Origin of the sequence: Bradyrhizobium sp. CCGUVB1N3, assembly GCF_024199925.1 — a bacterium.
Classification (GTDB): Bacteria; Pseudomonadota; Alphaproteobacteria; order Rhizobiales; family Xanthobacteraceae; genus Bradyrhizobium.
This window is the reverse complement of record NZ_JANADR010000001.1, coordinates 1,140,362-1,152,626: the sequence shown is the minus strand read 5'-3', so window position 1 is coordinate 1,152,626 and position 12,265 is coordinate 1,140,362. Positions and strand designations below refer to the sequence as shown.

Sequence of the window (12,265 nt, the reverse complement as noted above, 5' to 3'; positions counted from 1 at the left end):
CCGGCGAAGGATCCTCCGGCCTCCAGTCACCTTAAAACCTGCTATAATCAACAGCTGCCCGCCCCCGGCACGGGAATGGGGTGACGGCAAGACTATGAATAAACCGCTCCCCGGCAGCGCGAAGAAGGTGTCATGAGTTCGCCTATCGGAATCCTCTTGCTGGAGGATAATCCCAACGACGCGGGCCTTATAAAAGCGCTCTTGGAAGCCGATCATTTTATCTGTCGAATAACATGCGTGCAAAGTCGCGCTGACTTCCTGGCGTCTCTTGAGAACGGCGAATTCGATCTGATCCTCTCGGACTATGAACTTCCGTCGTTCGACGGACTGTCCGCTTTGAGTCTAGCGCTGAGTGTGCGCCCCGATCTGCCTTTTATCTTTGTTTCTGGCACTCTTGGCGAAGAGGCAGCTATCGAAGCACTTAAGGATGGGGCCACCGATTTTGTTCTGAAGACCCGCATGTCGCGGCTCGTACCCGCGGTGAGCCGTGCGTTGGGCGAGGCACGCAATCGAGCCGCGAGCCAACGGGCCGAGGATGCGCTGCGTCGGAGAGAAAAAGAGCTTCGGGATGTCATTGAGGCGATACCTGCGATAGCCTTCACCGCCCATCTCGACGGCAGCAACCTTTGGGTAAACCGGCAGTGGGTGGAATTTTCAGGGCTGTCCGTGGAAGAGACTTCGGGATCGGGTTGGCAATCCGCGATTCACCCCGAGGATCTGATCGAACACGCAGCCAGGTGGCATCATTCGATGGTAAGTGGCGAGCCGTTCGAAAGCGAAGCTCGGCATCGCAGTGTCAAGGGCGAATACCGGTGGTTCCTCGCACGGGCGGTGCCGCTACGTGATGAACAGGGCGAGATTCTAAAATGGTACGGCATCCTGACGGACATCACCGAGCGCAAGCGCGCAGAGGAGCGCCTCCGCGTGCAGCATACCGTAGCGCAGGTTCTGGCAGACGCAGCCACGATCGAAGATGTCGCTCAGAGAATACTGCGGGCCATAGGCGAGTGTCTGGGATGGGACGTGGGCGCACTCTGGCGCGTGGACCGGGAGGCCAAGGTCCTGCGCTGTGTCGAGCTTTGGCATAGAGCGTCGATAGAAGTCCCGGAATTTGAAAGAGTCGGTTCGGAGTCCACTTTCGTTCCGGGAGTGGGATTGCCGGGCCGGGTGTGGTCCAGCCTTAAGCCCGCTTATATTCCCGACGTCGTTCCTGATGAAAACCTTCCGCGCGGACCCATCGCCGAACGCGAAGGACTACACGCGGCCGTTGGCTTTCCTATCCTGATCGGGGGGGAAGCCTTGGGGGTAATCGAGTTTTTCAGCCGCGAGATCCGGCAGCCCGATCAGGAGCTGTTCGATATGCTGGCCACCATTGGCAGCCAGATCGGTCAATTTACCGAACGCAAGCGCGCCGAGGCGGAATTGCGCGAGTCGGAACGGAATTACCGCACGTTGTTCGAATCGATTGACGAGGGTTTTTGCACGATTGAAGTCTTGTTTGACCAGAACGAAAAGCCGGTCGACTATCGTTTTTTGCAAATCAGCCCGTCGTTTGAACGGCAGACGGGAATCAAGAATGCCGCCGGCAGACGGATGCGCGAAATCGCGCCAGAGCACGAAGAGCATTGGTTCGAGATTTACGGTAGGATCGCCCTGACTGGCGAGCCGATGCGCTTTGAAAATGAGGCCAGACAACTCGGACGTTGGTATGACGTTTTCGCCTTCCGGGTCGAAGACCCCAAGCGCAGACACGTCGGAATCCTTTTCAACGACATTACCGAACGCAAGCGGGCGGAAGCCGAAGCACGAGACAGCGAGCGCCGCTATCGCGAAGTGCAGGCGGAGCTGACGCACGCGAGCCGGGTCGCGACGATGGGGCAGCTCATGGCCTCGATTGCCCATGAAATCAAGCAGCCGATCGCCGCGGTTGTCAACGACGCACAGGCGGGCTTGAACTGGCTCGATGCTCAACCGCCTGATTTGGAGGAGGTCCGGCAAACGCTCGGTTTTATCGTCAGCGCCAGCAAACATGCGGGCGACGTTATGGATCGTATCCGGGCTCTTATGAAGAAGACGCCGCCGCGAAAGGAGGACCTGGATATCAACGAGACGGTGCTTGAGGTCATAGCCCTGACCCGTCCCGAAGTTTTGAAGAACTGCGTCTCGGTGCGGACGCAACTCGCGGAGGACTTGCCAGCCATTCGAGCGGATCGGGTCCAACTCCAGCAAGTGGTGCTCAACTTGATCATCAACGCCGTCGAAGCAATGCGCGATGTCGGCGAAGGGGATCGGGAACTGCTTATCAGCACCCGCAACGAACGCGATGGCGTTTGCGTCGAAGTGCGAGATACAGGGCCGGGCTTCACGCCGGCGGCTCTTGAGCGCCTGTTCGAAGCTTTCTACACCACGAAATCGGGCGGTCTAGGACTTGGGCTGTCGATCTGCTGGTCGATTATTGAAGCGCATAACGGCCGATTGTGGGCGAGCCCTAACCTGCCGCGTGGCGCTATCTTCAGCTTCATTGCACCTGCTCATCCGGCCGTCGCATCGTAAGCCGCGTGTGGAATCGGAATCACCTTGGCAAGATCTGATATGTTTGGGTGGTCTGGCTGGCGACGACATCTGCTTCTCGAATATCCGATCGGCCGTGGCTTCCCCCCACCCCCCGGTCTTCAGGCGGACGTCTGGCTTGCCGACGCAGCCGCTCCATGTCGGGCGGGGCTTTGCCGAGGTTTGGCGAAAAACTCGAACACGACGAGTTGACCGATCACTCCTTGGCGTCAAGTCCATCCAGCAGTGCTCTTGCCTCGCGAACGTCGGCAATCTGGGGGCTGTCCCCGAGCGTCTTGCATACATGCGCAATGATTTGCCTCGCCTCGGCCTTCCTGTCCTGTGCCGCCCAGAGCCGCGCAAGGCTCACGGCATTTCGCAACTCCCAGAAGAGCGCGCCCTGCTGTCTTGCCAGCTGGCGGGCGTCGGAGAAGCACTGTTCCGCTGACGAGACGGATCGGTGTGGCGTACCCTTCAGCATCAGCTCGCCTTTGAGACGCAATAGCTCCGGGACGTACCACTCTTCGTGCCTGCCCACAGCGGCGTAGGCTGCAAGAAAAGCAGACACGAATAGAAGTGCGGCTAGGATTGCAGCAATCGTTTCAGCGAGCTTTTTGTACCATGGTCTTGTATCGGGACGCCTAGGTGGCTCCGGTTCCGAAGGAAGACGTGGCTCTGGTTCCGAAGGAAGATCTAGTCCAAAGGTTGCCCGCGCGATTCCGCCGACCATTTCTCACCTCCCCTGTCTTTGCTGTGACTCCAGACGTCAATCCTTCGGTCCGAACGTCGGACAGAAGCCCACTTCGGTTGCCTCTTCAGGCGTAGAACCCGTTCCATGACCGAACGTGGTGCGCACGCCGCTCAGGTAAAGGTATTGGCAATGGTACGAATGGTAGCTCCGCTCGTCGCCATCTCTTGGATTGAAGCGTGTCGTTGAGCCGACAAATATCCCTAGGCTCAAGACATAAGATATCAGCACGAAGACAGCGAGGCCGAAAAAGGCCCAGCCAACTGTCGGCATCTTCATATTCGCCCCTTAGCTTGATCGATCTCATTGTTCACGATTGTCCCCTTCCCGACGAGCCACGCCGATGCGGACGTGCAGCTCACGACGAACGCGGAATGTGTCAAGGCGGTGCTGGCGTAAGACGGTTCCCCTCGGCCGTCCCCGCCACGCGCCCGTCCTACGTTTCGCTGTCGACAGGGTAAGAAAGGAAGCCGTTTCTAAAGGAGGTCAGCTTTTCGAGCATCTCCGAGACGTTGGGAACATCTCGTGCTCGCTGGATGAGCGCGGGGATGTCGTCGGCTGACGCCTTGATCGGCGGGCTCAAGCGATCGTAAACCTTCATGATTAAGCCGGCTGTCTCATCTAGGTCCGACTTATCGAACCGAGCGAATTCGTATAAAAAGAAGGAGGCAGCCCGGCACCACAACACCGGGTCTCGCAATTTCAGCGCCAACTCGATCGCTTGATTATAGAGCCGGGCACCCTCTGAAGTAGACCCGCCTCGCATCTGAATAAGACCTCGCGTAGCAAGGTTCACGACTTCTTCGGAAGTGTCATGACGAAACTTCACCATGGCGAGCTCGTCAAAGGCCTCCTGCAGTTTTCCCTGTATTGCGTACGAAACCGCCAGGTTGTTATGTAGCGTAGAATCCCCTTTGTTCGCTACGAGGCCTCTACGAGAAAATGCTTCGCCGGCTTTGCCATCTCCTAGATGAGCGACTGAAACGAAAGAGCCCATCACAGCAGGTCTAACGCTGAAGGGCTCGAGATCTAGCCATTTCCCAATTGCATCGAGCGTAGCCTTCCAATTGCCCGATCGTTTGGCACCAATGCAGCTAGCTCTTCCAATACGTCCGCGAAGGCCCTTCGGACGATGGGAAGAACCTCCATATATGTGCCCGCCCAGGTTCCGCCACGGGCTCTCGGCAGGTAGGCAGCTTCAATTTTACGTATAAGGAGTGGGGTGAGCCCCTGCCCCATAAAGAAGAATACAATCAGGCTCCCAAACATGAACAAGTCGCAACCGTATCGCCGCGTGCGCCAGTCGGGATCCAGGTGGCCATACAGTAATTCCGGTGGCGCGTATGCAGGGTCGCCGGCGATCCGCAGGCTGTCGTGCGCGACAGCAACGCCTTCCAGCACTGCGCGCCCTACGTCTCCGACCTTAAACGCCTTCTGTGCCTCAAATTGGAGAACGTTCGAAGGCTTGAAGTCTTGATGAGCAACGTTGGCCTTGTGCAGCTGGCGGAGACCAACTGCGGAATTTTGGATTGCCCGGAACACCCACTGCAGCCGAAGCTTTGAATCTACAAGGCGAACCCGCCGGCGAACATCCCCGTCAGCCAGTTCGAAAATGATATACGGCACCCTATCTTGCAGGTTCACGCCCGTGATGAAATCTCCCGATGACAGTGCAAGGACAACTCGATCCATGCGCTTCTCGCCGCACATGGCGCAGAGAGACTTCTCGAATGATGCGGTGTCGACAATTACTTTAAGCGCAGCAATAACATCCTTCGCGAGCATTGCTCTGCTGAGATCGATCGCCTTTAAGAAGGCCTTCCGGCCGTCTTTCTGCACTCTATAGCCGGCGGAAAAATTGCCACCTGATCCCGGGGCGCCTGCTGCGACCGGCTTGCCGGTGGTATCGAGCTTCCAACCGACGGGCTCGATAACCTTCCAACCATCATCCGTTTCCTTCCCGATCAAGCTGAACACTGGGGGACTCGACAATTTCTTTCCTCTGCTCATTCCGAATGGCAGTATCGCTACGTGTGACCCCACGTGCGATGCAACCCGGCCAAACTGCTGCAAATCTGTGCTGATCGCAATTTTTGGAGGTCAGAGATTCACAGGTCCCTAAACCCTTTCCACCGACAAGACTGCTAGGGCTATTGCTGGGGCTTACTGCCCAACTATGAAATTTTCTTCAATTAATTCAATTCGTTAATTGTCTTCCCTGGCGGAAGGGGTGGGATTCGAACCCACGGTACCCTTGCGGGCACGCCGGTTTTCAAGACCGGTGCCTTAAACCACTCGGCCACCCTTCCCTTGCAGGAATTTCAGTCGCTTAACGCAGGCGGTCCGCAAAGGCAACGCGAAGTTGGAGTGGTCCGGCTGGCAAGTGCCCTCGCCCACCGGAACCGCCTGTAAGGTCGCTGTCAGGTTGGCCGCTTAGGTTGCGAAGCTTCCAACGGCCCAGATCACGTGGCCGGACACGATCAATTCCCGACATCGGCGCCGCCGCCCAGGGCGTCGCCGGTTACGAGGCCCGGTTGGACTGGTCTCCAACTCCGGGCCTCGTTCGCTTCAAACGAAAGCGCGGCGCCAGGGGCGCCGCGCTCTTTATTTGCTATGAGTCTGGTTCAGTAGCCGCCGCAGGACGCGCAGGGCGAGACGACCGGAGCGTAATAGGAATACCCGGGCGAAACCATCTCGACGCGCTGGCGCGTCGCGTATTGCGGCGGGATGCGCTCGTACTGAACGCCGGGCGGCGCGACCATGACAGTCTGCGGCACCATCACGGTGCGATACTGCGCGGGCGTGCGATGGGCAACGACGGAGCCGGGCGAGACCATCACGGTCTCATCGACGGTGCGATATTGCGGCGCCACGTATTGTTGCTGGTAGCACGTCGTGCACGGCGGCGGGGTGTAGCAATTGTAGCAGCCGGCGGACGCCGTGCCCGTCATGGCAATGGCGACGGTTGCGCTGGCGAAAACGACGGCAATGGTACGAGACATGGTGGTGGTGCCCCAGTTACGCGAGAAATGACTTGGATCGATGGGTCGGCACGCAGCAGTATACGCTGCGAAATCCACATCGTTGAAAGTTCGTCGGGGCATCCTTAATGCGACCGGACAATTCTGACCGGCCGCTAACGCATCATTGACCATGCACGCCGTGACCCACGGATCGCGGCGTGCGATAGCGCCGCTCAGTTCGTGCGGCGCTTGACCTCGCGCACCGCGCCGCGCGCGGCGCTGGTGGTCAGTGCGGCGTAGGCTTGCAGCGCAGTCGAGACGTTGCGCTTGCGATTGTGCGGCTGCCACGCCGCATCGCCCCTCGCCTCCTCCGCCGCACGGCGCCTGGCCAGCTCCTCGTCGGAGACCTCGAGCTGGATGCTGCGGTTCGGGATGTCGATCGCGATGCGGTCGCCGTCGCGCACGAGGCCGATATTGCCGCCTTCGGCGGCTTCCGGCGACAGATGCCCGATCGAGAGCCCTGAGGAGCCGCCGGAGAAACGGCCGTCGGTGACGAGCGCGCAGGCTTTGCCGAGGCCGACCGACTTCAGGTAGCTGGTCGGATAGAGCATCTCCTGCATGCCCGGCCCGCCGCGCGGTCCTTCATAGCGCACGACCACGACGTCGCCGGCGACGACCTTGCCGCCCAGAATGCCCTCGACCGCGGCGTCCTGGCTCTCGAACACGCGCGCGGGCCCGGAGAATTTCAGGATCGAGGCGTCGACGCCGGCTGTCTTCACGATGCAGCCGTCCTGCGCGAGGTTGCCGTAGAGCACGGCAAGCCCGCCGTCCTTGCTGAAGGCGTGCTCGAGGTTGCGCACCACGCCCTTCTCGCGGTCGAGATCGAGCTCGTCGTAGCGGCGCTCCTGGCTGAAGGCGACTTGCGTGGGGATGCCGCCGGGCGAGGCGCGATAGAAGGTGCGGACCGTCTCGCTCTTCGAGCGCTTGACATCCCAGCGGTCCAGCGCGTCCGCCATGGTCGGCGCGTGCACGGTCGAGACCTTGGTGTCGATCAGGCCGGCGCGGTCGAGCTCGCCCAGAATGGCCATGATGCCACCGGCGCGGTGCACGTCCTCGACGTGAACGTCGGCAACGGAAGGAGCGACCTTGCACAGCACGGGCACGCGCCGTGAGAGCCGGTCGATGTCGCGCATGGTGAACTCGACCTGCCCCTCATGGGCAGCCGCAAGCAGATGCAGAACGGTGTTGGTCGAGCCGCCCATCGCGATATCCAGCGTCATCGCGTTCTCGAACGCCTTGAAGTTGGCGACGTTGCGCGGCAGCACGCTAGCATCGTCCTGCTCGTAGTAACGGCGAACGAGGTCGACGATGGTATGGCCGGCCTCGACGAACAGGCGCCTGCGGTCGGCATGGGTCGCGACCACCGTGCCGTTGCCGGGCAGAGCCAGACCGAGCGCCTCGGTCAGGCAATTCATCGAGTTGGCCGTGAACATGCCCGAGCAGGAGCCGCAGGTCGGGCACGCCGAGCGCTCAATCACCTTGACGTCGTCATCGCTGACCTTGGAGTCGGCGGCCGCGACCATCGCGTCGATCAGGTCGACCGCATGCGTCTTGCCGTGCAGCTTGACCTTGCCGGCCTCCATCGGGCCGCCCGAGACGAACACCGCGGGAATGTTGAGCCGCAGCGCCGCCATCAGCATGCCGGGCGTGATCTTGTCGCAGTTGGAGATGCAGACGAGGCCGTCGGCACAATGGGCGTTGGCCATGTACTCGACGCTGTCGGCGATCAATTCGCGCGACGGCAGGCTGTAGAGCATGCCGTCATGGCCCATGGCGATGCCGTCGTCGACCGCGATGGTGTTGAACTCCTTGGCGACGCCGCCGGCCTGCTCGATCTCGCGCGCGACGAGCTGGCCGAGATCCTTCAGGTGGACGTGCCCGGGCACGAACTGGGTGAAGGAGTTGACCACCGCGATGATCGGCTTGCCGAAATCCGCATCCTTCATGCCTGTCGCGCGCCAGAGGCCGCGTGCGCCCGCCATGTTGCGGCCGTGAGTGGTGGTGCGGGAGCGATAGGCTGGCATGGCGGTTTCCGTCCTGGTTGGGGCCGGCCGGGGCGGGAAATTTGGAAGCCGCCTCAGGCCTTTCCGGCCGGATAGCGCACGGGCTGGAGCTGCGCAACGGGAACTTGGCCCAACCCGCCGGGATGGGGCCTTCCGCAGGCCTCCCCTGCTCCCGGCGCGGCCTATTGCAGGGTGGGATCGAGCCGGTCGCGCAGCCAGTCCCCGATGATGGAGACGGCGAGCGTGGTCACGACGATGGTCGTTGCCGGCGCCAGCATGATCCAGGGAGCCCGGGTCAGGTACTCCCGGCCATAGCCGACCATGTTGCCCAGGCTGGTCATCGGCGGCTGCACGCCGAGGCCAAGGAAGGACAGGCCGGATTCGAGCAGGATCACCTCGGGAAAGACCAGCGTGGTCGAGACGATCAGGGTCGAGGCGATGTTGGGCAGGATATGCCTGAGATAGATTCGCGCCGGCGTCGCGCCGAGCTGCCGGACGGCGGCGGCATAACCTTGCGCATTGGCCGAGATCGCCAGGCCCCGCGCGATGCGGGCGTAGCGCTCCCAGCCGAACAGACCCATCAGGCCGATCAGGAGCGGCAGCGAATTGCCGAAGAAGGCGAGCACCGCGAGCGCCATGATCAGGAAGGGCATGCTCGCCTGGAAGTCGGACAGCATCAGCACGAGCTGCTCGGTCGCCCCACGGAAATGCGCGGCGAGGAAGCCGAGCGTGGTGCCGACGACGGCCGAGATCGCGGTGGCGCCGAAAGCGATCAGGAGCGAGATCCGGATGGAGACCAGGAGCCGCGACAGCACGTCGCGGCCGAGCTCGTCGGTGCCGAGCCAGTGCGCGACATTGCCGGGCGCCGCCAGCCGGTTGCGCAGGTCGAGCTGCGTGAAGCCGTAGGGCGCGATTCTCTCGGCAAGCGCCGCGATCAAAAGCATCGCAACGATCCAGGTGATCGCGAGCCCGACCGACACCGGAATGGCCGGAAGGCTGATGCGGCGACGGATGGCGATGTCCTTCAGCGTCGCGTCGGTCATGCCTGGGCTCCCTTCATGCGGAGCCGCGGATCGAGGAAGCCGTACAGGAAGTCGACGACCAGATTGGACGCGACCATGGTCAGCGCGACCAGCAGCAGGATGCATTGCACGACGGCCAGATCGCGGTTGGCCACGGCAACGACGAGCAGCCGCCCGACGCCCGGCCAGGCGAAAACGCTCTCGACCACGACCGCGCCCGCGATCAGCGTTCCCACCATGAAGCCCAGGACGGTCACGGTCGGGATCGCCGCGTTCGGCAGCGCATGCGAGATAACGACCTTGTGCCAGGGCACGCCCTTGGCGGAGGCGGTGCGGACATAGGGCTGGCCGAGCACCTCCAGCATCGCGCTGCGGGTGAAGCGCGCCAGCACCGCGGCGCCGCCAAGACTGAGCGTTGCAATGGGAAGGATCGCATGGCGCCAGCTGTCCTGCCCGCCCGAGGGCAACCAGCCGAGCTGCACGGCGAACACGAGCACGAGCAGCAGCGCCAGCACGAAGCTTGGTACGGTGAAGCCTGCAACCGCCGTGATCATCACCGCACGATCGATCGCCGAGCCGCGATGCAGCGCGGCATAGATGCCTGCGGGAATGCCGAGCGCCACCTTGAAGGCAAAGGCCGGCAGTGTCAGCGCGAGTGTTGCGGGAATCCGCTCCAGCACGAGCTCGATTGCAGGCCGGCCGTCGCGCATGGAGCGGCCGAGCTCGCCCTTGGCGATGGCGCCGAAATAGTCGATGTACTGTATCCAGATGGGGTCATCGAGGCCCCAGGCCTTGCGGAAGGCGGCAAGGACCTCCGGTGGTGCTTCCGGCCCCAGGATCATCAACGAGGGATCGCCGGAGAGGCGCAGCACGACGAAGGCGAAGGTGACGACGAGGATGATCGTCAGCAGCGCGCGTCCGATGCGAATGGCGAAATAACGCCCCATCACGCTGCGTCCCGGCTCTGCGCCTGCGGCCCGGTCACGAGATGGCAGGCGACCTGCCGGTCGCTCGCAACGGACGTCAGCGCCGGCAGTTCGGTCGCACAGCGCGCAATCGCGCGCGGGCAGCGCGGATGGAATGCGCAGCCGGAAGGGCGCGCGGCCGGGTTCGGTGGATCGCCCGCCAGCACGATACGGCCCGCACTGCGGCGGCCGGGCGCGGGCGAAGCCGAGACCAGCGCCTGCGTGTACGGGTGTTCCGGCCGTGCGAAGAGATCGTCGGCGCTCCCGGTTTCGACAATGCGGCCGAGATACATCACTGCGACGACATTGCTGATCTGCCTGACGACGCGCAGATCGTGGCTGATGAACAGCATGGTCAATCCAAGCTGTGCCTGGAGATCGGCGAGCAGGTTCACCACCTGCGCCTGGATCGAGACGTCGAGCGCGCTGACCGGCTCATCGCAGACCAGGAAATCCGGCTTTGTCGCGAGTGCCCGCGCCAGCACGATGCGCTGGCGCTGCCCGCCCGACAGCGCGCCGGGATAGCGCCGGCCGTGTTGCGCGCTGAGCTCGACGGACCTCAACAGCTCGTGCACGCGCGCCTCACGCTCGGCTCTGGTGCCGAGGCCATGGATATCCAGTGGCTCGCGGATCTGCTCGGCAACGGCCAGCCGGCGGTCGAGCGCCCCCAGCGGATCCTGAAAGATCATCTGCGTGCGCGCACGCTGCGCGCGCCATTCCGATGTCCCCAACGCAGCCATGGGCTTGCCGTCGAACCGCACTACGCCGCGGTCAGGCGCCTCGAGCCCGAGCACGACGCGCCCTGTCGTCGATTTGCCCGAGCCGGACTCGCCGACGAGGCCGAGGGTCTCGCCCTTGCGGATGGAGAACGACACGCCGTCGACCGCGCGAACCGCAGTGCTCCGGCCGAACATCCCCGTGCGCATCGTGTAGGTGCGCGAGATCGCGGCGACCTCGACGAGCGGCGCGCTCATTCCGCGGCGATCCCAAGCAGCGCACGACGCGAGGCCTCGGCGCGGATGCAGGCCACGGCGCGCGCATCGCCGAGCGGCGCGAGGCTGGGCGTGCTGATGCCGCACTGCTCGACTGCCAAAGCGCAGCGCGGCGCAAATGCGCAGCCCGCCGGCATCTTTGACGGGTCGGGAACGGTCCCGGAAATCGCCGTCAGTCTGCGACGCGGCCCGTCCAGCGGCGGCAGCGCGCCGATCAGACCCTGGGCATAGGGGTGCCAGGGATCGTCGAACAGCGCCGCTGCCGGCGCCTCTTCGATAATGCGGCCCGCATACATCACGGCGACGCGGTCGCAGTTTTCGGCGACCACGCCAAGGTCGTGGCTGATCAGCACCATCGCCATGCCCATCTCGCGGCGCACCGCGGAGAGCAGCTCCAGGATTTGCGCCTGGATAGTTGCGTCGAGCGCGGTGGTCGGCTCGTCGGCGACGAGCAAGTCGGGATTTCCGGCCAGCGCCATCGCGATCATGATGCGCTGGACCTGCCCGCCGGAGAATTCATGCGGATAGGCCGAGAGCCGCCGCGCCGCGTCGGGAATGCCGACGAGATCGAACAGCCGCCGCGCTTCCGCCTTCAGCGCGTCGCCCGAGAGATCGCGGTGCAGCGCCAGGGCTTCACAGAGCTGCTTGCGGATAGTCAGCACCGGATTGAGCGCGCTCGCCGGGTCCTGAAAGATCATGGCGACACGCCCGCCCCTGATCTGATCGAGTATCGCGGCGGGAGCGCCGAGGATCTCACACCCATCCAGCCGCACCGAGCCCGAGACGCGCGCGTGGCGCGGCAATAGCCCGAGCGCGGCCAGCCAGGTGACAGACTTGCCCGATCCGGATTCGCCGACGAGGCCGACGGCCTCGCCCTTCCGCAAGGAGAGATCAACGCCGTGCAGTACCGGCACGCCGTTGAAGGCGACGCTCAACGCCTCGATGCTGACCAGCGGCGACAC

Annotated in this window: 11 protein-coding genes and 1 tRNA gene; 1 reads left to right on the top strand and 11 read right to left on the bottom strand. The window is 63.0% G+C overall.

Annotation, left to right across the window (positions count from 1 at the left end; genetic code table 11):
* Positions 1–132: 132 nt before the first annotated feature.
* Positions 133–2,553, top strand: a complete 2,421-nt coding sequence (locus NLM33_RS05460; protein WP_254095103.1) for a PAS domain S-box protein — start codon at positions 133–135, stop codon at positions 2,551–2,553.
* A 214-nt stretch (positions 2,554–2,767) separates the two neighbouring features.
* Here NLM33_RS05460 and NLM33_RS05455 read toward each other — a convergent pair whose 3' ends face one another.
* From NLM33_RS05455 to NLM33_RS05405, 11 genes are all read right to left on the bottom strand, one after another.
* Positions 2,768–3,280, bottom strand: coding sequence for a hypothetical protein (locus NLM33_RS05455; protein ID WP_254095102.1), 513 nt, complete (start codon positions 3,278–3,280; stop codon positions 2,768–2,770).
* Between the two features lie 36 nt (positions 3,281–3,316).
* The gene (locus NLM33_RS05450) at positions 3,317–3,577 is read right to left on the bottom strand and encodes a hypothetical protein (RefSeq protein ID WP_254095101.1); all 261 of its coding nucleotides are present in this window, start codon (positions 3,575–3,577) and stop codon (positions 3,317–3,319) included.
* Positions 3,578–3,734: 157 nt separating this feature from the next.
* Positions 3,735–4,130, bottom strand: coding sequence for a hypothetical protein (locus NLM33_RS05445; protein ID WP_254095100.1), 396 nt, complete (start codon positions 4,128–4,130; stop codon positions 3,735–3,737).
* Positions 4,131–4,327: 197 nt separating this feature from the next.
* Complete coding sequence (locus tag NLM33_RS05440; protein ID WP_254095099.1) at positions 4,328–5,275, bottom strand: protein kinase; 948 nt, start codon at positions 5,273–5,275, stop codon at positions 4,328–4,330.
* 242 nt (positions 5,276–5,517) lie between these two features.
* Positions 5,518–5,607, bottom strand: a tRNA-Ser gene (locus tag NLM33_RS05435).
* A 315-nt stretch (positions 5,608–5,922) separates the two neighbouring features.
* Complete coding sequence (locus NLM33_RS05430; protein WP_254105660.1) at positions 5,923–6,249, bottom strand: hypothetical protein; 327 nt, start codon at positions 6,247–6,249, stop codon at positions 5,923–5,925.
* A gap of 245 nt (positions 6,250–6,494) precedes the next feature.
* Positions 6,495–8,345 (bottom strand): dihydroxy-acid dehydratase, encoded by a 1,851-nt coding sequence (gene ilvD / locus NLM33_RS05425; RefSeq protein WP_254095098.1) that lies wholly within the window; start codon positions 8,343–8,345, stop codon positions 6,495–6,497.
* A gap of 161 nt (positions 8,346–8,506) precedes the next feature.
* Positions 8,507–9,367 carry an ABC transporter permease gene (locus NLM33_RS05420; RefSeq protein ID WP_254095097.1) on the bottom strand — a complete coding sequence of 287 codons (861 nt, stop codon included), beginning with the start codon at positions 9,365–9,367 and terminating at the stop codon, positions 8,507–8,509.
* Complete coding sequence (locus NLM33_RS05415; RefSeq protein WP_254095096.1) at positions 9,364–10,293, bottom strand: ABC transporter permease; 930 nt, start codon at positions 10,291–10,293, stop codon at positions 9,364–9,366. Before NLM33_RS05415 ends, NLM33_RS05420 begins: the two co-directional genes overlap by 4 nt.
* The gene (locus NLM33_RS05410) at positions 10,293–11,285 is read right to left on the bottom strand and encodes an ABC transporter ATP-binding protein (protein WP_254095095.1); all 993 of its coding nucleotides are present in this window, start codon (positions 11,283–11,285) and stop codon (positions 10,293–10,295) included. Before NLM33_RS05410 ends, NLM33_RS05415 begins: the two co-directional genes overlap by 1 nt.
* Entirely contained in the window at positions 11,282–12,265 is a 984-nt protein-coding gene (locus NLM33_RS05405; protein WP_254095094.1) for an ABC transporter ATP-binding protein, read from the bottom strand. Before NLM33_RS05405 ends, NLM33_RS05410 begins: the two co-directional genes overlap by 4 nt.